Raw genomic sequence first — 22542 nt, 5'->3', positions numbered from 1 at the left:
CCGGTGAGGGAGACGGCGGGGCGCGCCGGGAGGGCTCAGAGCCCGAGCTTGGACAGTTCGTCGCTGGTGAAGGCGAGCTTCACGACGGGGGAGGTCCCGTCGCTCATGAAGGCGTAGAAGTCGAGGTCCCAGAAGGGGTTGGGAGGCTCACCCGGAACGGCGTCCTTGACCCCCTGGACGCCAGGCGTGCCGCTCTTGTGGCGGGCGTACCACTGGTCGACGAAGAAGCAGTCGGGGCCGTAGGTCCTGATGTCGCCCACATCGCCCTCGGCGCGTCCCACGACGACGTAGGCGTGCCCGGCGCCCCCGGTGGTGTCACGGAAGTTGACCAGCTCCACCTTGACGCCCGAGCCGAGCAGCTTGGGCTGGTCGGCGAGCATCCCGATGACGCAACAGGCGAAGAGCGTGCAGTTGGCGCCGGTGAGCCCGCGGTAGTTGGCCCGCCCGGTCGCGACGTACCCGCTCTTGAGCTTCTCGCGGGCCTCGGCGAACGTGGACTGGGTCACCGGCCCGCCGAGCCCCGCCTCCTTTCCGATCGCCGGCAGGCGCACGGGCTTGAGGTCGGAGAACCGCTGCCCGTCGGGAATGATTTCTGGAACGTTCCCACCACCGGCCGCGATTTGCAGCTTCTTGATGACGACGTCGTCGTCCAGCAGCTGCGGCCAGGGGTTCCACAGCTTGGCCGTGGCCATCTTCGTCTTGGCGATCGCCGCCTGCACGGCCGCCATCCGTGTCTGCTTCGGGGTCGCGTGCGTGGCCTGACTCATGGTGATCTCCCAATTACTTTTCCGGAGGAACCATGACACTTCCACCGCGTTTCCCCGATGGCAACGGGATGGCCTTTTGTGGCCAGAACAGGGGCGCCCACGAGGATCCGGGCGGAGTTCACCCGGCCACGCTCACGCCTTCCTGACGGGGCCGGGAGTGCCGCGGGGGCGGCGGGCCGGGCATCGGCGGACCGTCCGGGTGAGTGTCACGATGCCGGGGCGCCCGCGGCGGCCCGGCCTGGTGGACGCCGGTGGACCTCAGAGGCGGTAGTCCCAGCCGAGCAGGCCCGCGCGCAGGTCGCCGGCGAGGCCGCGGACGTAGTCGAGCTCGGCCTTGAGCACGGCCCGCTGGTACTCGGACTCCACCAGGAAGACGCGGGGCAGGAATCTCCCGCCCTCGGTCAGGTCGGTGTCCAGCTCCGACAGCCGCGTCTCCAGCGAGGTCAGGCGCTCCTCAAGGGCGGCACGGACCTCCTCGGGCGGCAGCACGACCATGAAGGCGAGCGCGGCCGGGAACTCGGGGAACTCGCGGGCCCGCGCGGAGAGCATCGTCCGCATCCACTGCCGCAGCGTGTCGCGGCCCGCCTCGGTGGGCTCGTAGACGGTCCGCTCCGGGCGGTTCTCCTCGCGCGAGGTCTCCCTGACCGCGATGAGCCCGTCGCGCAGCAGCCGGTCGATGGTCTGGTACACGCTGTTGCGCTGCGCGACGTTGACCACCTCGTCCTTGTGCCGCTCCTTGATCAGCCGCTGCATCCGGTACGCGTGCATCGGCGCCTCGGCGACCAGCGAGAGCAGCGCCATGGCCAGGGGAGACCGCCTCGTAGACATGACGGACATCGTAGGACTCGCCAGGTAATAGTCATTTTATATATAGTCATCTTATGACCAAGAAAGCATTGATCATCGGTGGGGGCATCGCGGGTCCGGTAACGGCCATGGCCCTGCGGCGCGCGGGCGTGGACTGCGAGGTCTTCGAGGCGTACGACCGCGGGTCGGAGGGCGTGGGCGCCTTCCTCACGCTCGCGGTCAACGGGATCGAGGCCCTGCGCCTCCTCGACCTGCACGATCTCGTCCACGACCTGGGCATGGACTCCTCGCGGATGCTGATGCTCAACGGCCGGGGCAGGCCGCTCGCCTCCACCCGGCAGCCCAGCCGGACGCTGAAGCGCGCCGACCTCCACCTGGCGCTGCGCGACGAGGCCGTACGGCGCGGGGTGCGGATCCACTACGGCAAGCGCCTCACCGACGCCTCGATCACCGCGGACGGGGTGCGTGCGGTCTTCTCCGACGGCGGCATGGCCGAGGGCGACCTCCTGGTCGGCGCCGACGGGCTCCGCTCGCGCACGCGCACGGTCATCGACCCCGGCGCGCCACGCGCCCGGCACGTCGGGCTGCTGAACACGGGCGGTTTCGCGGACGGCGTGGAGGTGCCGGGCGAGCCGGGAACGAACCACTTCATCTTCGGCAGGAGGGCCTTCTTCGGCTACCTGGTCCATCCGGACGGCCAGGTGTGGTGGTTCGCCAACCCGCCGAGTCCTAGGGAGCCGGCTCCGGAGGAGCTCGCGGCGGTCACCCCGGAACGGTGGCGCGCCACGCTGACGGAGCTGTTCAGGGACGACACCGGGCCGATGCTCGACATCATCCGCGCGACCGACCGCATCCCTGCCGGATGGAACACCTACGACCTCCCGACCGTGCCGAAGTGGTTCAACGAGCGCATGGTGATCCTGGGCGACGCCGCGCACGCGGCCTCGCCCTCGTCGGGCCAGGGGGCGTCCATGGCGATCGAGGACGCGGTGGTGCTGGCCAAGTGCCTGCGTGACGTCCCCGGCACCCTCGACGCGTTCGCCGCGTTCGAGAGGCTGCGGCGGGGCCGGGTGGAACGGATCGTGGCGCACGGCAGGCGCAGCGGAAGCGGCAAGGCCCCCGGAGCCGTCCGCGCCCTCCTCCGCGACCTCACGCTCCCCGCCATCATGCGGCAGGTGGACAGGAGGAACGCGCTGGCCTGGATACACGACCACCGGATCTCCTGGGACGACCCGGTACCCGCGGCGTCCGCGACGTCTCGCTGAGACGCGGGCGGCCGGTCAGGGCGCGGTGATGGCGGTGCCACGGGCGAGGAGCAGGGCGACGTCGACCGCGGCGACGGCGATCGCCATCGCGAAGGGGACGCGCGACGAGCCCCGGCCCAGTGCCAGCCCACCGGCGGTGAAGACCCCCGCCGCCGCCAGGGCGGCCCAGCTTCCCGCGCCCGGCGGCTCCGGGGGCCCGAAGACGAGCAGGGCCGTCGCGGCCAGCAGGGGCAGCGGGATCAGGAGGCGGACGCGGACGGTGCCGAGCCGCTGCGGCCAGCCGCGGACCCCGCCCGCGAGGTCCGCGGGGATGTCGGGAAGCACGTTGGCCAGGTGCGCCCCGCAGCCGAGCAGCGCCGCGGCCGTCACCGCCCACCAGGCGGGCCACGGGTGTCCCGGCAGGCCCAGGGTCACGAACCCCGGCAGCGAGCCGAACCCCACCGCGTACGGCAGCCAGGACAGCGCGGTCGCCTTGAGCCCGAGGTCGTAGGCCCACGCCGCGGCGACGCCTGCCAGGTGGACGGCACCGGCGGCGGGACCGGAGGCCAGCGAGAGCGGCACGCACAGCGCCAGCGCCGAGAGCGCGGCGACCCACACCGTACGGACGCCCACCGCTCCGGAGGCGACGGGCTTGCCGGTGCGGCCCGCGGCGGCGTCCCGCGCGGCGTCCACCGCGTCGTTGCACCAGCCGATCGAGAGCTGTCCCGCCAGCACGGCCGCGGCCACCAGGGCGCACCCGGCCGCGTCGCGCCCGCTCGCGACGGCCAGCGCGGTCACCAGGGCGGTGACCGCCACGGTCGGTCCCGGGTGACAGGCCAGCAGTAATCCCCGTACGGCCCGGAGCGACGGCCCGGGGCCCAGACGCGATGGCCGACTCCTCGTCACGGATCGATCGTAGGCGGGAACCTCACGGAGCGCGGGCACTCTCGAGGGCCGTTGCCTGCCCCCGTCCCGGCCCGCCACCTCGCGCAGCCGGAGCGAGAGCCGGAGCCGGAGCGAGAGCCGGAGCCGGAGCGCGGCTCTCCCGCGGACCGGAACCCCGCGGAAGACGGGCACGGAGGGCTTCGTGACGCATGCCACACGCGCAGGTGGGCAAAAGGGAGTTGTCCGCTGTTCGCGAGCCGGGAGTTACCAGATGACGCGAATCGTCGCTGTCCGCGGCGCACTCCCGACGAACCGCCACTCCCAGGCAGAGATCACCGACGCGTTCGCGCGAGCGTGCCTTCCCAAGGGTGCCAGCCGCCTGTTGCTCGACAGGCTGCACGCCTCCGCGCGGGTGGAGTCACGGCACCTGACGCTGCCGCTCGACCGGTACGCCAAGCTGGACGGCTTCGGCGCGGCCAACGACGCCTTCGTGGAGACGGCCGTGGAGCTGGGCGCCGAGGCGGTGGGCGGTGCGCTGCGGGACGCGGGGGTCCTCCCCGAGGACGTGGACATGATCCTCTTCACCTCGGTGACCGGTGTCGCGGCGCCCTCGGTGGACGCCAGGCTGGCCGGGCGGCTCGGGCTGCGCCCGGACGTCAAGCGGGTACCGGTCTTCGGCCTGGGCTGTGTCGCGGGGGCGGCCGGGATCGCCCGCCTCCACGACTACCTGCGCGGCTGGCCGGACCATCTCGCGGTGCTGCTCTCGGTCGAGCTGTGCTCCCTCACCCTGCAGCGCGGTGACGCCTCCATCGCCAACATGGTCGCGAGCGCCCTGTTCGGCGACGGGGCGACGGCCGTGGTGGCCTGCGGCGACGAGTGGCGGCCACGGCGTACCGGATCCTCCGCGACCTCCCGTGCCGCCGCCGGGGCGAACGGCGCGTCCGCGACCACGCGGCCCGCGGGACCCGCGGGCTCCTCCCCGCCGAACAGCGCGCCCGCCGCGCACCATCGGTTCCCCCTCTCCGGAGCCTCCGCGTCCTCTTCGTCTCCGGCGCCCGCGGGGTTCGCGAGGTCCTCCCCCGCGACCGGCGCGCCCGTGACGCACCGGCCGCCCTCCGAACCGGCGGGAACGTACGAGCTCCCGGAGCCGCCGGTCACGATGACCGGGCCGGCGGTGGTGGCCTCGCGCAGCCACCTGTATCCGGACTCCGAGCACGTGATGGGCTGGCACGTCGGCGACACCGGCTTCCGCGTGGTGCTCGACGCGAGCGTCCCCGAGGTGGTGCGTACCTATCTGGCGGACGACGTGCACGGCTTCCTCGGTGACCACGGCCTGAGGGTCGAGGACGTGACGGCGTGGGTCTGCCATCCGGGTGGCCCGAAGGTCCTGGAGGCGGTGGCGGAGACGTTGCGGCTTCCCGAGGGCGCGCTGGACCTCACCTGGCGCTCGCTCGCCGCGATCGGGAACCTGTCCTCGTCCTCCGTCCTGCACGTCCTGCGGGATACGCTCGCCCTGCGGCCACCACCGCCGGGCACGCCGGGACTCCTCCTCGCGATGGGACCGGGCTTCTGCTCCGAACTCGTACTGCTGCGCTGGTAGGAGCCCGATGTCCTGGCATCTGTCGTCCTGGTACCTGCTGCTCGTGCTGCTCGTCGGCCTGGAGCGCGTCGCCGAACTGGTCGTCGCGCGCCGCAACGCGCGCTGGAGCATGGCGCGCGGCGGGGTGCTGTCCGGGCAGGGCCACTACCCGTGGATGGTCGCCCTGCACACCGGCCTGCTCGCCGGGTGCCTGTTCGAGGCGGGCCTGGCCGACCGGCCCTTCGTGCCCGCGCTCGGCTGGCCGATGCTCGTCCTGGTGGTCGCCGCGCAGGGTCTGCGCTGGTGGTGCATCACCGCGCTGGGCCCGCAGTGGAACACCCAGGTCATCGTCGTGCCCGGCCTGCCGCTGGTGGAGCGCGGCCCCTACCGGCTGCGGTGGCTGCGCCACCCCAACTACGTCGCGGTGGCCGTCGAGGGGGCGGCGCTGCCTCTGGTGCACACCGCGTGGGTCACCGCGCTGGTCTTCACCGTGCTCAACGCCGCGCTGATGGTGGTGCGGATCCGCTGCGAGGACGACGCCCTGGCCTCGCTCGCCACGACGCCGCCCGCCGCCGGGGCGCCGCCCGCCGGGACGGCGGGAGCCACGCCGCCGCAGGACGTGCCGCTCGCCACCGCGCCTCCGGGGGACGTGCCACCGGGGGACGTGCCACCGGGGGACGTGCCACCGTCCACCGGCAGGGCGCCGGCGTGATCGACGTCCTGATCGCGGGCGGTGGGCCGGCGGGTCTGGCCACCGCCATCCACGCCACGCTGGCCGGGATGGAGGCGGTCGTCGTCGAGCCCAGGGCCGTACCGGTGGACAAGGCGTGCGGCGAGGGGCTGATGCCCAGCGGCACCGCCGCCCTGAGGTCGCTGGGGGTGCGGGTCGAGGGCAGGCCGCTGCGCGGCATCCGCTACCTGGACCGCCGGTACGCGGTGGAGGCGGCGTTCCGCGACGGGCCTGGCCTGGGCGTGCGGCGGACCGCGCTGCACGCCGCGCTGGCCCGGCGGGCGCGGGAGCTGGGCGTGGAGGTCGTGCCCGGCAAGGTGGACGGCGTGCGGCAGGACGGCGACGGGGTCGAGGCGGCGGGGCTGCGTGCCCGCTGGCTGGTGGCCGCGGACGGCCTGCACTCCCCGCTGCGCGCCCTGCTCGGGCTGGAGCTACCGGGGCGCGGGCCGCGCAGGTACGGGCTGCGGCGGCACTACCCGGTCGCGCCGTGGACGGACTTCGTCGAGGTCCACTGGGCGGCGGACGGCGAGGCGTACGTGACGCCGGTGGGCGAGAACCTGGTGGGCGTCGCCGTGCTGAGCTCGCGGCGGCGCGGCTACCCGGAGCACCTGGCGGACTTTCCCGCGCTCCTGGAGCGGCTGGAGGGACCGGCGGCGACCCCGGTGCGCGGGGCGGGACCGCTGCGCCAGCGGGTGCGCGCCCGGGTGGCCGGGCGGGTGCTGCTGGTCGGTGACGCGGCCGGCTACGTCGACGCGCTCACCGGGGAGGGGGTGTCGCTCGCGCTGACGTCCGCGCGGTTGCTGGTGGACTGCCTGCGGGCCGGTACCCCCGGGTCGTACGAGGCCGCCTGGCTGCGGCTGTCCCGGCGGCACCGGCTGCTCACCGGGGCGCTGGTGGGCACCCGGCGGTACCGGCCGGCGGGGCGGCTGATCGTCCCGGCCGCCCGGCGGCTGCCCTCCCTGTTCGGCGCGGCGGTGCACGCCCTGGCCTGACCTGGCACGTGTCCTCGCACGTCCTGGCACGTCCCTGGCTTGGCCTGATCCGATCTCGCCGGCCACCCGGTCCTCCGTCTCGACCCGGCCGGCCGAGCCAGGGGACACGCCTAGCGCGAGACCTTGTGGACGATGCCCAGCCTGGGGGCGTAGTGGTTCGTGCCCTGGAAGCGGATCCGCCACTCACCGCCCGTGCGATCGCCCACGGTCCGGGCGAAACGTCCCCGGGAGTCGGTCGTGGCGCCGGCCACCCTCGTCCATCCGGCCTTCTCCCCCGGCCGGTGCAGGATCTCGACGGGCTGGCCGGGGAAGGGCGCGTAGTCGAGGGCTCCCTGCGGGTCGACCCGGTTCAGCACCCCCGTCACCCGCACACCCGAGTTCCCCCGGACCGCCTCCACCCCGCCGAACCTGGTCAGGCGCTTCAGCAGGAAGCCCGTGTGCCCGGTGACCTCGGCGCCGTCCGTGCCCCTGGCGGTCACGGAGACCGTCCAGGGTCCTGCCGGGTACCAGCGGCTCAGGCTCTTCTCCGGGGCGAACCTCCAGGTCACCCAGCCCTCCCCCGGCCTGGAGACGATCTTCCCCGCCGTCGCCACGGCCGCGCCGGGAGCGAGGCGGGCGGCCACGACCGGGCCGGGTGCCGATCCGGGCGCGAGGGCGGGCCCCCGTCCGGGTCCCGGCCGGGCGGGCGTCCCGCGGCGGGGCGCGGTGACGGGGAAGGACGTGCCCGCCGAGGCGGGAGGCGCGCCGGGCTCGACATTGATCCTCACCCCCTCGGGGCCGGTGACGCCCCGGGCCACCACCTCTATCACCATGCGTACGGAGTCGGCGGGCCCGACCACGGGGGTCGCGGGGCGCAGGGTCACCGAGCGGATCGTCAGGTCCTCGACAGCGGCGGCGGCCGGGGCTCCGGCCGGTGCCGGCAGGGTCACTGCCCCGGCCGCCAGGGATGCGAGAAGAACTCTCATCGTCATGATCAGGACGCTAGGAGGCCGCCGGTAACAAGCAGGTAGAGGACACACGCCCCGTTGGGCAAAGCGAGAGCCGCCCGCCGGGAAAAGCTCCCGGATCCCCCGAGGCCCGGCCGCTCCCCGGCCGTTCCCCGGCCGTTCCCGCTGCTGTCGCTCGGCGCCCTCGCGATGAACGCGCAAGGCGTCAAGGCGTCAAGGCGTCAAGGCGTCAAGGCGTCAAGGCCGAGCGGGCCATGGGCAGGCCGATCATGTCGAGCCCGCACAGCATAGGAACACCCGGTCATGGGTCGCGTACGAGGCAGATCGAGCAGGTGACGGTGACGCGGCACCGTCAGGCGCGGGAGAGGCGGCCACCATGGGCACGGGGCGTTCCCCGCGCGCGGTGTGGCCGCCCGTCCTCGAGGGGTCTCAGGCCGTGAATCTCTCCCGCACCTCGGCGATCACCGTGCGGCTGTTGAGCAGGAGCATCGACGCGAACACCGAGGCCAGCAGCACCGGCAGCACCTCGGAGGCGATCAGCGTGAGACCTGCCGCCAGGACCAGCAGGCAGGCGTTGCCCAGTGAGGCCCGGGGGGAACGGGTGAGGAAGTACACGGCCAGGCGGGCGACGTCCCGCGCGCGGAACGCGAACAGGGAGGTGATCACCAGCACGTTGGCGATCCAGAGGGTCGCCGCCACGGCGATGAGGACCGACAGCACGGCCCACCATCCCTGGACGCCGGCGGTGGCGAGGTTCGACCCGATGACGGCCAGCCACAGCAGCCACGGGATCCAGAGCTTGGCGACCCCGCGGAGGTTGGCCCGGTAGCCGCGCCAGAACGCCGCCCCGGGATGGAGGTCGGTGAGGTCCAGGCGGCGGTGGTGCAGCGCGTACAGCGCGGCCGAGAGCGCCGGGCCGGCCGGGATCAGGCAGAGCGCGGCCAGCGGGATGTTGGTGGCGTCACGGCCGAGCAGGACGAGCCCGATCAGGCCGGGCACGGTGGTGAGCAGGAACAGCAGCTCGACCACCAGCAGGGTGTAGACGAGCGCGCAGGCACGCGCGAGAGGTCCTTCGCCGAACCGGATTCCGGCCGTCGTGTCGGTCATCAAATATCTCCAGCGTGGAAACCTCGTCCTTCAGGATAAGAAGGAAACGCGGCGCGGTGCCGTACGGATTCGGCAAGGTTTTCGGCGGTGGCGACAACCAAGCCGCCATATGCGTGATGCGAGGCCCTCGCCGCCGGGCCGGCCGAGAGGTGAAACGCCTGTAAAGCCGGTGTAAGACCTCAAAGGGGAAGTTTTCTCCTGGTGGGCGGCTGGCGGTGAAGCAGGAATTCCCGCGGGTGACCGTGAGAGCCCTCTTCCTTCCGGGAGGGGAGGATGTCAACCGTGCTTTTGCTTGAACCGCTCGTAGGCGCCGTTCATCATGTTGACCAGGGAGGTCATGTTGTTGGCCTCGAGTTCCTTGACGTAGGCGCCCCACTCGCCGAGATCGCGTTTGCCGAGGATGAACCTGAGCGTGTTCTGGGTGACGTGGTCCTTCAGCGGTGTCTGCCACAGCGTCACCTGCTCGCGCTCCTCGTCGGTGAGCGGGTGCGGGGGCGGCACCGGCAGCGGCTTGCGGGAGTTCATCTCCTTCTGGAACGCGATCTCCTCCTCCGAGAAGGTCGACTGCAACAACTCGGTGGGCCCGCCGTAGGCGAAGATCCCGTTGGAGAAACCGAAGTCCTTTTGCAGGTGCTTGGGCGCCTTGGGGTTGAGCCCGACGAAGTCGACGTCGGAGGCGAGCTTGTACCTCCCGGACGCGTCCTTGGTGTGGGTGGCCCCCTCCACCCCCCACTTGGCGAACGCCTGACCTGCGTCGGAGTACCACAACCAGTCGATGAACTGCATCATCGCGACGAAGTTCTTGCTGTCGCGGGCCTTCTTGGAGATCATGACGCCGTTCTCCAGACGGGTGTTGCCCGCCCCGTACTTGATCGGCCCCAGCGGGCCGACGGGCAGGGGGATCTTGACGAGCCTGGCGTCGGGGTTGGCCTTCTCCAGCGGCGGCCGATACTCGTTGACCAGCGTCTGGGCGTTCGAACCGATCACGAAGGACTTACCCGACACCAGCTTCTGGATCGCCAGGTCGTCGGTCTGGGTGAAGCTCTCCGGGTCGAGCAGCTTCTCCTGCACCAGCGTGTGCAGATACTCCAGCATCTGCCGGTAGGGCTCCGTGGCGCCGGTGAAGGCGAACTTCTGGGTGGTGGGCTCCCACACCACCCCTTCCCCGTAGCCCCAGCCGCCGGGGGCGCCGTAGGAGATGCCGACGATGTTCAGCAGGTTGGCGCCAGGCGTGAGGGTTCCCCAGCGGTCGGAGAAGGGGTAGGAGTCGGGATACTCCGCCTTCAGCGCCTTCAGCACGGTGCGTAACTCCTCCCACGTCTGCGGGATGGCGAGCCCGTGCTTGTCCAGGATGTCGACGCGGACCGCCAGGGAGTAGTCCACCCAGTGGTCCTGGTGCAGGCCGGGCAGCAGGTAGAAGCGGCCGTCCTCCTGCCGGATCGTGTCCAGGTCGGCCTGAAGGTTCCACTTGGCGACCTTCTCGGTGAAGTTCGGCATCAGGTCGAGGTAGTCGCTGACCGGCAGGATGGCGCCGGAGGCGACGAAGGGGGTCTCCTGGGCGGGGTAGGTCTTGGGGATGATGAGCGGGGCGTCACCCGCGCCGATCACCAGGCTGCGCTTGTTCTCGTAGTCGCTGAGCGGCACCACGCTCGGCTGGAGGGTCACGTTGGTCCGTTTGCCGAGCTCGGACCAGAACAGCCAGTCGTTCTTGATCGGGTAGAACGGGTGGTTGTTGTACAGCATGGTGAACGACAGCGGCGCGGCGGCCTTGAACTGGGCGCCGGCCCCATAACCGGGCATCGCGCCCTCCCGATTGGCCGCCAGGTTGTCGGCCGGCTTCTTGGCGTCGTCGTCACTGCCGCAGCCGGCCAGGACGGCGAAGGTGCCCATCGCGACCATCGCCTGACGCCGGTTCATCTGATACATGCACGTCTCCTTTTTTCTCGGATGTCTCGAAAACAGGTGGAGGAGGAGAACCGGGCCGGCGACCGAGCGGGCTGGCAGACCTACGGCTATCCCTTGACCGCGCCGAGCGTGACCCCGGTGACGAAGTAGCGCTGGACGAAGGGGTAGATCCCCAAGATGGGCACGATGGTGAGCACCGTCGTCACCGCCTTGATGTTGGCGGCCACCGTCATGTTCATCGCATCGGCGCCCACCGACGACGCGCCGGTGGCGCCGGCGATCAGGTTGCGCAGGAAGACGGTCACCGGAAACAGGTCGGACTGGCTCATGTAGAGGAACGCGGCGAACCACGAGTTCCAGAACGCGACGGCGTAGAACAGCACCATCGTGGCGATCACCGCCTTCGACAGCGGCAGCACGATCCGGAGCAAGATGCCGTAGGTGTTCATCCCGTCGATCGCGGCGGCCTCCTCCAGTTCGACCGGCAGCCCCTCGAAGAACGCCTTCATGATCAGGAGGTTGAAGACGCTGATGGCGTTCGGCAGCACGATCGCCCAGATGCTGTCCTTCATCCCGAGACTGGTGATCAGCACGTAGTTGGGGATGATGCCGCCGGAGAAGAACATGGTGAACACGGCGATCCCGATCAGGAGCCTGCGGCCCTTGAGATGCCTCTTGGACAACACGTAGGCATAACAGGTGGTCATGAACATCGCGATCGCCGTGGCCACGACCGTGTACACCACGGTGTTGCGGTAGTTCGTCCAGAACGTCGGATCAGAGATCACATACTCGTACGTCGACAGGGTGAAGCCGCGGGGGATGAGGTTGACCTGACCCGAGCGGATCGCGGCCTCATCACTCAACGAGCGGGCGACCACGTTGACGAAGGGGTACAGGGTCACGATCACAACACCGGCCAGAACGACGGCGTTGACCGCCTGGAACACCCGATAACCCCGGCTGTTGTCCACCCTCACCACGCGATCCACCCTCGCCGCCCGGTCCGCCCGGTCCGCCCGGTCCGCCCTCGCCTCCTGGTCCGCCTGGTCCGTGCTCACCACAGGCTCGTCCCCACCGTGCGCCGGGAGATCAGGTTCGCCGACAACACCAAAATCAGCCCGATCAACGCCTCGAACAGGCCGATCGCCGTGGCATAGCTGAAGTTGTTCGACACCACGCCCATCCGGTACAGGTACGTGGAGATCACGTCCGCCGTCGGGTACGTCAGCGGGTTGTACAGCAACAACACCTTCTCGAACCCGACCGCCATGAACGCTCCGATGTTCAAGATCAGCAACGTGACCGCGGTCGGCCGGATGCCGGGCAGCGTCACGTGCCAGGTCTGCCGCCACCGGCCCGCCCCGTCGATCCGCGCCGCCTCGTACAGCTGGTCGTCGATGGTGGTCAGCGCGGCGAGATAGAGAATCGTCCCCCACCCGACGGTCTGCCACATCTCCGAGGAGACATAGATCGTCCGAAACCACTCCGGCTGCTGCAGGAACGAGATGGGGTCATCGCCCGCCACCCGCAGGATCTGGTTCACCGGCCCGTCCACCGACAACAACTCGATGACCAGACCGGCCACCACCACGATCGACAGAAAATGCGGCAGATATGACACCGACTGGACGAACCGCTTCAGGCGCCGCTGCCGCACCTCGTTGATCAGCAACGCCAGCACGATCGGCATCGGAAAGCAGAACAGCAAGGTCAGCGCGCCCAGCAACAGCGTGTTGGTGAACACCTGCCAGAACGTCGGATCGCTCAAAAACATCCGCACATAACGCAGGCCCGCCCACTCCTCACCCAGCACGCTGCCACCGGGCTCGAACTTCCGAAAGGCGATCACGTTGCCGAGCATCGGCAGGTACCGGAACACCGCGAAGAACAGCAGCGGGAGAACCGCCAGCGAGTACAGCTGCCAGTCACGGCGCAGCGCCTGACGCCAGCTACGACCCGGAGCACGCCTCCCCCGGACAGGATCGGACGTCACCTCACCCGGATCGGGAGTGCCCGATGACACCTCGACCGTCCCGGTCGTGCTCATCCCCGCGTCTCCGGTACCGGCCGGTGGACGCGTGCCGGCGGCCGCGGGCATCGCCGGTGGACCGCCTGTTCGCTCATGCCATCCCTTCGACCGGCGACGGCGTCACCTGATGCTGTCGGCCGGGAAACAATCGGAGTCGTGAGGCTGAAACTTTCAATGTGCTTTATTAATATTGCGGAAATATAAGCGGCTGGTGGAGGTGCGTCAAGGGAGGTGTCAACAGCCTTATGCCGAGGAAGGCCTTCCTCGCCCTCACTCGTAGCTCAACGTCGTGCGAACTCGGCGCACTTCAGGCATCCGAAATGTTTCGGAACCGGTGAGCAACCAGCGTCCCTGTCATCCCGCGGCGAAAGGGTCCCGGCTCACGGTGCCGGAACAGCGTTCCTCGCCCGGGCCGGTCCGGCGGCCCGCTCCTCGCGGCCCGGCGGGCCGGACCGGGAGGTCAGCGGGCCGCCGCGGCCCTTTCCCCGGGCCGGGTCCGGCGTGTCGAATCCCGCTCCACCGCTCGCGCGTAGTCCGGACGACCGGCGCCTTCCAAGCGTCCTGCCGGCCGTGAACGTTTCACGCGGCGCGACGCGGGGGCGGGAGCACAGTGCTTTTCACGGCGACCAGATCAAGGAAAGGAGAACCCGGCGCCCGGCGACGGCGGGCGCCGGGCGGCTCGTGGGCGGCTCGCGGTCTCCTCGTGGTCAGCTCTCGTTCACGCCGTGTGGTCAGCCCTCGTACATGCCTTGTGGTCAGCCCTCGTACATGCCGTCGATGATCTCGGCGTACTTGGCGTGGATGACGCGGCGCTTGAGCTTCAGGCTCGGGGTGAGCTCCGTGCTCTCGGCCGTCCACTCCACCGGCAGCAGCCGCCAGCGCTTGATCTGCTGGACGCGGGCCAGCTTCTCGTTGGCGACGGCGATCGCACCCTCGACGGCCTTGAGGACGTCGGGGTGCTCGGCGAGGTCGGCCAGGGTGGTGAACGAGACGCCGTTGGCCTGCGCCCAGCCGGGGGCCACCTCGCCGTCGAGGGTGAGGATCGCCACCGGGTACGGCCTGCCGTCGCCGTAGGCGAGGGCCTGGCCGATGAGCGGGTGCTCCTTGAGGTGGCTCTCGATGTTGGCCGGGGAGATGTTCTCGCCCCCGGAGGTGATGATGATCTCCTTCTTGCGGTCGACGATGCTGACGAAGCCGTCCTCGTCGATGGAGCCCACGTCCCCGGTGTGCAGCCAGCCGTCCTCGTCGAGCAGCTCGGCGGTGGCCTCGGGCCGTCCGAGGTAGCCGCGGGTGTTGGCCGGGCTGCGGGTGATGATCTCGCCGTCCTCGGCGATCCTGACCTCGACGCCGGGGCCCGCCTGGCCGACCGTGCCGAGCTTGTAGCGGTCGGGGGCGTTGGCGGTGAACGCGCCGGTCGTCTCGGTCATGCCGTACACGTCGAGGACCCGCAGGCCGAGGCCGGCGAAGAAGCGCTGGACCTCCAGCGGCATCGGCGCGGCGGCGGTGGCGAGCCAGCCCGCGTTGTCGAAGCCGATCATCGACCGGATGATCGACAGCAGGGCGGCGTCGGCCTGCTCGTAGGCGGCCAGGACCTCGGGCGAGGGGGTGCGCCCGTACTGGTTGGCCTCGATGTAGGCGAGCCCGGCGGCCATCGCCTGGCGCACGCTCTCCTGCTGCTCCTCCGGCTGGGTGGCGAGCAGCGCCTGCAGGCGGGCCATCATCTTCTCCCACACGCGCGGCACCCCGAAGAACAGCACCGGCTTGACCTGGCCGAGGGTGGCGCCGAGCTGGGCGAGGTCGGTGCAGAAGTGGGTGTGGGAGAACTTGAAGAGCGGCAGGTAGAGGCTGAGCACCCGCTCGGCGATGTGCGCGTAGGTGAGGTAGGAGATCTGGGTGCCGTTGCTGGGCAGGTCGGCCATCCGGTTGGTGGCCACGACCTCGAAGAACACGTTGGAGTGGGTCAGCGGCACGCCCTTGGGGTTGCCGGTGGTGCCGGAGGTGTACAGGACGGTGAGGACGTCGTCGGCGGTCACCGCCTGCCAGCGGACGTCGACGGCGGCGGGGTCGGCGGCGAGCCTCTCGCGGCCGAGGGCCAGGAAGTCGTCCCAGGAGACGAAGCGGTCGCCGGCCGGGGCGCCCTCCAGCACGATGACCTTGCGAAGCTCGGGAAGGTCGTCCAGGACCGGCTCCCACCTGGCCAGGTCGGCCGGTCCGCCGAGCACCGCGATCCTCGCCGCGACGTCACCGGCCACGAACGCCACCTGCTCGGGGGCGAAGGTCGAGTAGACCGAGCAGGACACGGCGCCGGCGTGCACCGCGCCCAGATCCGCCAGCACGTGCTCGCTGCGGTTGACCATCATGAGCGCGACCGCCTCGCCGGGCTCCAGCCCGAGGGCGGCGAAACCGGCGGCGATCTCCAGGACCCGCTGCCTGGCCTGGGAGTAGGTCAGGGTGGACCAGCCCCCCTCGACCGGGTCGGAGTACGCCGGCGCGTCGGGATTGCTCTCCGCCGCCTCCTTCAGCTGACCGCAGACCGTACGGCCCGCGATCTCCCTCTCGATCGCCGCCCGCTCCTCAAGGACACCGGCCATGACGCGCCTCCAGAAAGTGCTCACTTGCACGAGTGGCATGCATCGCACCACACGCCGTTCCCCTTGGACAAGACCCTGAAAGGGAGAAGAAACGCCACATTGCGCAACCGGCCTTCCCGTTTCGATGGGAGGCGTACGTAGAGTTAGCCTCTGATCACGCGATGACGTTCGGGGGGACGCATGCCATCGGGAACACGGGCTCGCGAGAAGACCTTCTTCGGGCACCCGCGCGGCCTCGCCACGCTGTTCGGCACCGAGATGTGGGAGCGCTTCAGCTGGTACGGCCTGCGGGCCATCCTCGCCACCTTCATGGCCGCCTCCCCCGCCACGGGCGGCCTCGGGCTGACCGAGCAGACCGCCCAGGCGATCATCGGCATCTACGGCGCCCTCATCTATCTCGTCGCCCTGCCCGGCGGCTGGATCGCCGACCGGATACTCGGCGCCCGCAGGGCGGTGCTGTACGGCGGCGTCGTCATCATGTGCGGCCACATCAGCATGGCCATCCCCGTCGAGACCGGCGCCTTCGTCGCGCTCGGCCTGCTCCTCATCATCATCGGGACCGGGCTGCTGAAGCCCAACATCTCCACGATGGTCGGCAAGCTCTACCCGCAGAACGACGACGCGCGCAGGGACGCGGGCTTCTCGATCTTCTACCTCGGCATCAACATCGGCGCCTTCATCGCCCCCATCGTGGTCGGCCGGCTCGCCGAGGGCGACCGCTGGCACCTGGGCTTCGGCGCGGCGGCGGTCGGCATGGCCCTGGGCCTTCTCCAGTACGTGCTGGGCAGGCGCCACCTCATGGGCGTGGGCGAGCGGCCTGGCCACCGGATGACCCCGCGCGAGCGCCGGCACTTCGTCCTCGCCCTCGTCGTGGCCGTCGTCGCGGTGAGCGGCGCGCTGGCCGTGTGGGTGGTCTCGGGCACCTTCAGCCTCGACACCTTCGCCCTGGTGATGACGCTGCTCATCGTGGCCGTTCCGGTGCTCTACTTCGGCTACATCCTGCTGGGCAGCCACAACCTGACCGACGACGAGCGCTCCCGGATGAAGGCCTACGTCTGGCTGTTCGCCGCGGCCGCCATCTTCTGGATGGTCTACGATCTGGCGCCGAGCGTGCTGCTGTTCTTCGCCCAGAACAACACGGACCTGTCGCTGTTCGGCATGCGGATCACCCCTGCGACCACGCAGGCGTTCAACCCGCTGTTCATCATGATCTTCGTGCCGGTCTTCGCGGCGCTGTGGGTCCGGCTGGGCGACCGGGTGACGGCCCCCCACAAGTTCTCCGTGGGACTGTTCGTCAACGGCCTGAGCTTCATGATCATGGCGCTCGCCGCCATGCTGGCCCAGACCGGGAGGATCTCGGTGTGGTGGCTGGTGCTGGTCTACCTCGTCCAGGTCTTCGGGGAGCTGGCGCTGAGCCCGGTCGGGCTCTCGGTCACCACCAAGCTCGCCCCCGAGGCGTTCAAGAGCCAGATGCTCGGGCTGTGGTTCCTGTCCTTCTCGGTGGGTGACGCGGTGGGCGGGCAGACGGGACGGTTGAAGAACTACATGTCGGAGCCCGCGTACTTCCTCACCCTCGCCGCGATCTCCATCGTGGCGTCGCTGGTGCTGCTCGCCTTCGCGGGCAGGCTGCATACGATGATGCGCGAGCACCGGGCGCCGGACGCACCGGGCACGCCGGACGCGCCCTCGTCGCCCTGACCGTGCCGCCGACTGTACGGAAAGTACATATGTCCGTTTATGGCATAATTCATCAGTGAATCATGTGCTCGATCTCGTCGGGATCTTCGTCTTCGCCCTCTCGGGCGCCCTCGTCGGGGTGCGCAGACGGCTCGACGTGGTGGGCATGACCGTACTGGCCGAGATGACCGCGCTGGGCGGCGGCATCGCGCGCGACCTGATCCTGAACGTGCGGCCCGCGGCCTTCTCCAGCGTCGGCTACGTGGTCGTGCCGTTGCTGGCCACGGTGATCGTGTTCTTCTGGCATCCGCAGGTCGAACGGGTGATGCCCGCGATGAACGTGTTCGACGCCGCCGGGCTCGGCCTGTTCTGCGCGGTCGGCACCGGGAAGGCGATGTCCTTCGGCCTCTCCCCGTTGCACGCGGCCCTGCTCGGGGTCACCACCGGAGTCGGCGGCGGCATCCTGCGCGACGTCCTCTCCGGGCAGATCCCCACCCTGCTGTACGACCGCCAGTTCTACGCGGTGCCCGCCATGCTCGGCGCGGCGCTGATGGCACTGCTCTACACCCTGGACCTGCACGGCTGGCCGGCCACGCTGGCCGCCGCGCTCCTCGTCTTCGGGCTGCGGATGGCGGCCGTGCGGCTCAAGCTGCGGGCCCCGCTGGCCAGGGGCGTCGCCTCGGACTGAACCACGCCTTCTGCCCACCCGGCCGGTTCACGGGAGCCGGTTCACGGGAGCCGGTTCACAGGAGCCGGTTCACGGGAGCCGGTTCACAGGAGCCAGTTCACAGGGCCGGGGTGAGGGGGTCGGCGGGGCGGGTGCCGTACGCGCCCCTGCGCCTGGCCTCGGCGATGCGCCGCACCGCCTCGACGAGGACCTGGGGCGGCTGGGTGAAGGGGAGGCGCAGCCGCCCCTCCAGGGTGCCGTCCACCCCGAACCACTGCCCGGGAGCCAGGCGGACCCCCTGGCAGGCCGCCGCGTCGACCAGCGCGACGGCCGAGGGGCCGGACAGCCGCACCCAGAGCGAGCCGCCGCCCGCGGGCGTCAGGAAGCTCCAGTCGGGCATGCGCGCCGCCAGCTCGGCCGCCAGGACGGCCCTGGAGGCGCCGAGGAGGCGGGCCCGCTCGGCCCTGGCCCGCTCGATGTCCTCGAACAGTTCGGTCACCACCAGCTGCTCGAAGAGCGGGCTGGCGATGTCCACCGAGGCGCGGAGCACGGCCAGGCGGCGGACCGTCGCGGCGGTGGTACGGATCCAGCCGATACGCAGCCCGCCCCACCACAGCTTGGACGCCGAGCCGATGGTGATCACCCTGCCGTCGGTGTCGAACGCGGCCAGCGGCGTGGCCCCGGGCACCTCGTCGATCGCCAGCTCGCCCCAGCTCTCGTCGGCCACCAGGGTGGTGCCGTACCGCCTCGCCGCGGCGGCGAGGGCCGCCCGCGCCGTGTCGTCCATCAGGTGCCCGGTCGGGTTCTGGAAGTCGGGGATGACGTACACGAGGCGGGCGGCCGACTGGCGCATCGCGCAGGTCAGCAGTTCCAGGTCACGCCAGCCCTCGTCGGGGACGCCGACCGGGACGATCCTGGCGCCGCGCATCCTGGCCAGGTCGAGGACGTGCGGGTAGGTGGGCGACTCCACCAGCATCGGGTCGCCCCGGGAGAGCAGCATCATGGTCACCAGGTGGATGGCCTGCTGGGCGCCGGTGGTGACGAGGATCTGCTCGGGGCGGGTGGCCACCCCGCGCGCGGTGTAGCGGGCCGCGATCGCCTGGCGCAGCGGGGCGATCCCGACCGGGTCGTAGCCCATGCCGAGCGTGTAGCGGGGATAGCGGCCGGTGGCGGCGGCGATCGCCTCGGGCAGCGTCGAGATCGCGCTCGGGGCCGCGGCGTGCATCGGCAGCAGCCCGTCGCCCTCGGCGGCGAGCCACGGGTTGTCCGCGCCCAGCGAGCCCGCGTCGGGCAGCGCGGTCCAGCTTCCCGCGCCCTGCCTGCTCTCCAGGTACCCCTGCTCGCGGAGCAGGTCATAGGCCGCGGTCACGGTGGTGCGGCTCACGCCCAGGGCCGCGGCGAGATGCCGCTCGGCGGGCACCCGCAGCCGCACGGGCAGCCGCCCGTCGAGGACGAGTGACCGCACGGTCCTGGCCAGGACCCGGTAGTACGGCCTGGCGGTGGGGTCGATCGACAGGAGGCGGGCGAGCTGGGGGCCGCTCATATACCGGTCCATGCGGGCCATCGTAAGGCCACTTGTAGCGATTGGCCCTTTTGGTCCGGCCAGATGGCCTGAACGATTAACACCATCATGAGCGAACTCTCCCTGCCCGCCTTCGTCTCCCTCCCCCACCGGCTCACCCGCCTGTACGCGGGCCTGGCCCTCTACGGCGTCGGCGTCGCCCTGCTGATCGAGTCGCGGCTGGGCGGCAGCCCCTGGGACGTGTTCCACCAGGGGCTCTCCATCCACCTGGGCCTGTCGATCGGCACCTGGATCATCATCGTGGGCGCCCTGGTCATGCTGCTGTGGATCCCGCTGCGGCAGAGGCCCGGGGTGGGCACCCTCAGCAACGTCGTCTTCCTCGGCCTGTTCGCCGACGCGGCCATGTGGCTGCTCCCGACCCCGGACGCCCTCGCCGCGCGCTGGGCGTACCTCCTGCTCGGCGTCGTGGTCACCGGCGCGGCGACCGGCCTGTACATCGGCGCGGGGCTCGGCCCCGGACCGCGCGACGGCCTGATGACCGGCCTGAACCGTCTCGGCCTGTCCATCCGCGCGGCGCGCACCGTCATCGAGGTCACCGTGCTGGCCGCGGGCTGGCTGCTGGGCGGGACGGTGGGGGTGGGAACGCTGGTCTTCGCCCTCGCCATCGGGCCGCTGAGCCAGTTCTTCATGCCCAGGACGCGGCCGGGCGCCCAGTTCCTCCCCAGGCCACCGTGGACCGCGCGGAGGCGTTAGCTTCGAGTCATGTGGATCGAGGACTACGCGCTCATCGGCGACATGCAGTCGGCTGCCCTGATCGGCAGGAACGGCTCCATCGACTGGCTCTGCCTGCCGCGCTTCGACTCGCCCTCCTGCTTCGGGGCGCTGCTCGGGGACAAGAAGAACGGCCAGTGGTGGATCGGCCCCGCGCACGCCGAGCGGCCGCGCGCCACCCGGCGCCGCTACCGGGGCGAGAGCCTCATCCTGGAGAGCGAGTGGGACACCCCGGGCGGCACGGTGAGGGTGACCGACTTCATGCCCACCCGGCACACCAACCCCGACCTGGTGAGGATCGTGGAGGGCGTGTCCGGCACGGTGGAGATGGCCACCGAGATCCGCATCCGCTTCGACTACGGCCGCATCGTGCCCTGGGTGCGCCGCAGCGACGGCCTGCTGCAGGCCATCGGCGGACCCGACTCCGTGTGGCTGCACTCCCCCGTCGCGCTGGAGGGGAGCGACTACGCCCACCGGGCGCGGTTCGAGGTGTCCGAGGGCGACAGCATGGCGTTCGTCTTCACCTGGCACCCCTCGCACGAGCCGAGGCCCGTCGAGATCGATCCGTACGAGCAGCTGGCCGAGACCGAGACGCTGTGGGCCGAATGGGTGGAGCAGTGCACCTACCAGGGGCCGTGGCGCGACGCCGTGGTCCGCTCGCTCATCACGCTCAAGGCGCTCACGTACGCCCCCACCGGCGGCATCGTCGCCGCCCCGACCACCTCGCTGCCCGAGGACCTCGGCGGCGTCCGCAACTGGGACTACCGCTACTGCTGGCTGCGCGACGCCACCATGACCCTGGACGCCCTGATCGGCGCCGGATACCTGGAGGAGGCGGGCGCGTGGCGGTCCTGGCTGCTGCGGGCCATCGCGGGCCGCGCCCAGGACCTGCAGATCATGTACGGCGTCGCCGGGGAGCGCAGGCTGACGGAGCTGGAGCTCGACTGGCTGCCCGGCTACGAGAACTCCCGGCCGGTCAGGATCGGCAACGGCGCGGTCGACCAGCTCCAGCTGGACGTCTACGGCGAGGTCATGAACTCCCTGCACCTGTCGCGCGTCTCGGGCCTCGAGGCGGACCACCGGGCGTGGACCCTGCAGTTCGAGCTGATCTCCTACGTCGAGGAGCACTGGGGCGACCCGGACGAGGGCCTGTGGGAGGTGCGCGGCCCGCGCCGGCACTTCGTCCACTCCAAGGTGATGTGCTGGGTCGCCGTCGACAGGGCCGTCAGGCAGGTGGAGGCCTTCGGCAAGCCCGCCCCGCTGACGCGCTGGAAGGACCTGCGCGACCGCATCCACGCCGAGATCTGCGACAAGGGCTTCGACCCGGTGCGCGGCACCTTCACCCAGTCGTACGGCTCGCAGGAGCTGGACGCGGCCCTGCTGCTGATCCCGATCGTCGGCTTCCTGCCGCCGGAGGACCCCCGCGTGGTCGGGACGGTGGAGGCGATCCAGCGCGAGCTGATGGTCGACGGCTTCGTGCTGCGCTACCCGGTCTCCCCCGACAACGACGTGGACGGCCTGCCCGGTGGCGAGGGCGCGTTCCTGGCGTGCAGCTTCTGGCTGGCCGAGGCGCTGGCGATGATCGGCCGCAAGGACGAGGCCGTCGAGCTGTTCGAGCGGCTGCTGTCGCTCCGCAACGACGTCGGCCTGCTCGCCGAGGAGTACGACCCCCGCTACGGCCGGATGGTCGGCAACTTCCCGCAGGCGTTCAGCCACGTTCCGCTGATCCACACCGCCCGCGCGCTCAGCTGAGCGGGCGACGTCCGAACACTTCCAGCCTCATTTATCCCTTTTAGTCCGGATAGGTCGTGAGGACGGGGTTGCTTTTCGGAAATCTGCTAAGAAATCCGGGATTCGGCTGCAACAATCCGGTGCGATCGTGACTCTCATCCGATGTAACACCACCGGAAAGGATCGGACCAATGAGCGATTTTGATGTGAGCAGCACTGACCTGGTCGACTACGACGGCGACGGAGGCACCGACGCCCAGCTGATCGACATCGACGGCGACGGTCTCGCCGACGAGGAGCGCTACGACACCGACGGCGACGGCGTCACCGACGTCGTCTACCTCGACCACGACGGCGACGGCTACATCGACGAGACGCGGGTCGACCTGAACGGTGACGGGGTCGCCGACTACACCGAGACCGCGGGCCCCTTCCCGACCGTCTGACCTGAGAAAGCGGCACGAGCCCGTGTGATCTCACCGAGGGGGGACCCGGATCCGGGTCACACGGGCGGCCGACGAGGAAGGCTTGCGATGAGGGACCGACGCGCGTTCCTTCCCCTGCTCCCGGTCTGGCCGGCGCTGACCG

General features: G+C 70.7%; 19 protein-coding genes. 9 read left to right on the top strand and 10 right to left on the bottom strand.

The genetic code is table 11. The annotated features are described in order from the left end of the window. Positions 1-35 precede the first annotated feature (35 nt). Both ACTOQ2_RS08790 and ACTOQ2_RS08785 read right to left on the bottom strand, forming a co-directional pair. Complete coding sequence (locus tag ACTOQ2_RS08790; protein ID WP_440099182.1) at positions 36-767, bottom strand: hypothetical protein; 732 nt, start codon at positions 765-767, stop codon at positions 36-38. 258 nt (positions 768-1025) lie between these two features. Next, complete coding sequence (locus ACTOQ2_RS08785; RefSeq protein WP_440099181.1) at positions 1026-1595, bottom strand: PadR family transcriptional regulator; 570 nt, start codon at positions 1593-1595, stop codon at positions 1026-1028. A 53-nt stretch (positions 1596-1648) separates the two neighbouring features. On the opposite strand from ACTOQ2_RS08785, the gene ACTOQ2_RS08780 reads away from it, so the two are divergent. Then, on the top strand, positions 1649-2839 hold the full coding sequence (locus ACTOQ2_RS08780) for an FAD-dependent oxidoreductase (protein WP_440099180.1): 1191 nt from the start codon (positions 1649-1651) through the stop codon (positions 2837-2839). A 15-nt stretch (positions 2840-2854) separates the two neighbouring features. Here the strand turns inward: ACTOQ2_RS08780 and ACTOQ2_RS08775 are convergent, their stop codons facing one another. Next, positions 2855-3634 carry a UbiA family prenyltransferase gene (locus tag ACTOQ2_RS08775; RefSeq protein WP_440099179.1) on the bottom strand — a complete coding sequence of 260 codons (780 nt, stop codon included), beginning with the start codon at positions 3632-3634 and terminating at the stop codon, positions 2855-2857. A gap of 340 nt (positions 3635-3974) precedes the next feature. Between ACTOQ2_RS08775 and ACTOQ2_RS08770 the strand changes: the two genes are divergently transcribed. Genes ACTOQ2_RS08770 through ACTOQ2_RS08760 form a run of 3 tightly spaced genes read left to right on the top strand, consistent with a single transcriptional unit; the run spans position 3975 to position 7004 of the window. After that, positions 3975-5303: a type III polyketide synthase gene (locus ACTOQ2_RS08770; protein WP_440099178.1), complete on the top strand. Its 1329-nt coding sequence runs from the start codon at positions 3975-3977 to the stop codon at positions 5301-5303. 7 nt (positions 5304-5310) lie between these two features. Then, positions 5311-5994 (top strand): isoprenylcysteine carboxyl methyltransferase family protein, encoded by a 684-nt coding sequence (locus ACTOQ2_RS08765; protein WP_440099177.1) that lies wholly within the window; start codon positions 5311-5313, stop codon positions 5992-5994. Further along, positions 5991-7004: an NAD(P)/FAD-dependent oxidoreductase gene (locus tag ACTOQ2_RS08760; protein ID WP_440066090.1), complete on the top strand. Its 1014-nt coding sequence runs from the start codon at positions 5991-5993 to the stop codon at positions 7002-7004. Before ACTOQ2_RS08765 ends, ACTOQ2_RS08760 begins: the two co-directional genes overlap by 4 nt. 110 nt (positions 7005-7114) lie before the next feature. Here the strand turns inward: ACTOQ2_RS08760 and ACTOQ2_RS08755 are convergent, their stop codons facing one another. The 6 genes from ACTOQ2_RS08755 to ACTOQ2_RS08730 all read right to left on the bottom strand — a co-directional run bounded on the left by ACTOQ2_RS08755 (position 7115) and on the right by ACTOQ2_RS08730 (position 15586). Further along, a complete protein-coding gene (locus ACTOQ2_RS08755) occupies positions 7115-7975 on the bottom strand; it encodes a hypothetical protein (protein WP_440099176.1) in 861 nt (286 codons plus the stop codon). 405 nt (positions 7976-8380) lie between these two features. Then, positions 8381-9058, bottom strand: a complete 678-nt coding sequence (locus tag ACTOQ2_RS08750) for a DUF624 domain-containing protein (RefSeq protein ID WP_440099175.1) — start codon at positions 9056-9058, stop codon at positions 8381-8383. Positions 9059-9334: 276 nt separating this feature from the next. Beyond that, positions 9335-10984: an ABC transporter substrate-binding protein gene (locus ACTOQ2_RS08745; RefSeq protein WP_440099174.1), complete on the bottom strand. Its 1650-nt coding sequence runs from the start codon at positions 10982-10984 to the stop codon at positions 9335-9337. Positions 10985-11070: 86 nt separating this feature from the next. Beyond that, positions 11071-12024, bottom strand: coding sequence for a carbohydrate ABC transporter permease (locus tag ACTOQ2_RS08740; RefSeq protein WP_440099173.1), 954 nt, complete (start codon positions 12022-12024; stop codon positions 11071-11073). After that, positions 12021-13013, bottom strand: coding sequence for an ABC transporter permease (locus tag ACTOQ2_RS08735; protein ID WP_440099172.1), 993 nt, complete (start codon positions 13011-13013; stop codon positions 12021-12023). The genes ACTOQ2_RS08740 and ACTOQ2_RS08735 overlap by 4 nt, the downstream gene beginning before the upstream one ends. A gap of 737 nt (positions 13014-13750) precedes the next feature. Further along, on the bottom strand, positions 13751-15586 hold the full coding sequence (locus ACTOQ2_RS08730; protein WP_440099171.1) for an AMP-dependent synthetase/ligase: 1836 nt from the start codon (positions 15584-15586) through the stop codon (positions 13751-13753). Positions 15587-15766: 180 nt separating this feature from the next. Here ACTOQ2_RS08730 and ACTOQ2_RS08725 point away from each other — a divergent pair, with 180 nt between their 5' ends. Then, positions 15767-17284 (top strand): peptide MFS transporter, encoded by a 1518-nt coding sequence (locus ACTOQ2_RS08725; protein WP_440099170.1) that lies wholly within the window; start codon positions 15767-15769, stop codon positions 17282-17284. Positions 17285-17339: 55 nt separating this feature from the next. Continuing rightward, a complete protein-coding gene (locus ACTOQ2_RS08720) occupies positions 17340-17951 on the top strand; it encodes a trimeric intracellular cation channel family protein (RefSeq protein WP_440099169.1) in 612 nt (203 codons plus the stop codon). A 97-nt stretch (positions 17952-18048) separates the two neighbouring features. On the opposite strand, the gene yczR is transcribed toward ACTOQ2_RS08720, so the two are convergent. Then, positions 18049-19485: a MocR-like transcription factor YczR gene (gene yczR / locus ACTOQ2_RS08715; RefSeq protein ID WP_440099168.1), complete on the bottom strand. Its 1437-nt coding sequence runs from the start codon at positions 19483-19485 to the stop codon at positions 18049-18051. 75 nt (positions 19486-19560) lie between these two features. Here yczR and yczE point away from each other — a divergent pair, with 75 nt between their 5' ends. The 3 genes from yczE to ACTOQ2_RS08700 all read left to right on the top strand — a co-directional run bounded on the left by yczE (position 19561) and on the right by ACTOQ2_RS08700 (position 22400). Then, positions 19561-20205, top strand: coding sequence for a membrane protein YczE (yczE, locus tag ACTOQ2_RS08710; RefSeq protein ID WP_440099167.1), 645 nt, complete (start codon positions 19561-19563; stop codon positions 20203-20205). Between the two features lie 9 nt (positions 20206-20214). After that, a complete protein-coding gene (locus ACTOQ2_RS08705; protein ID WP_440099166.1) occupies positions 20215-21975 on the top strand; it encodes a glycoside hydrolase family 15 protein in 1761 nt (586 codons plus the stop codon). Positions 21976-22145: 170 nt separating this feature from the next. Beyond that, complete coding sequence (locus tag ACTOQ2_RS08700) at positions 22146-22400, top strand: hypothetical protein (RefSeq protein ID WP_362685896.1); 255 nt, start codon at positions 22146-22148, stop codon at positions 22398-22400. Positions 22401-22542: the final 142 nt, after the last annotated feature.

The sequence above is a fragment of the Streptosporangium sp. H16 genome (assembly GCF_051918855.1).
Taxonomy (GTDB): domain Bacteria; phylum Actinomycetota; class Actinomycetes; order Streptosporangiales; family Streptosporangiaceae; genus Streptosporangium.
Note: the sequence above shows the minus strand (reverse complement) of the source record. Positions and strands in the feature narration are given on the sequence as shown.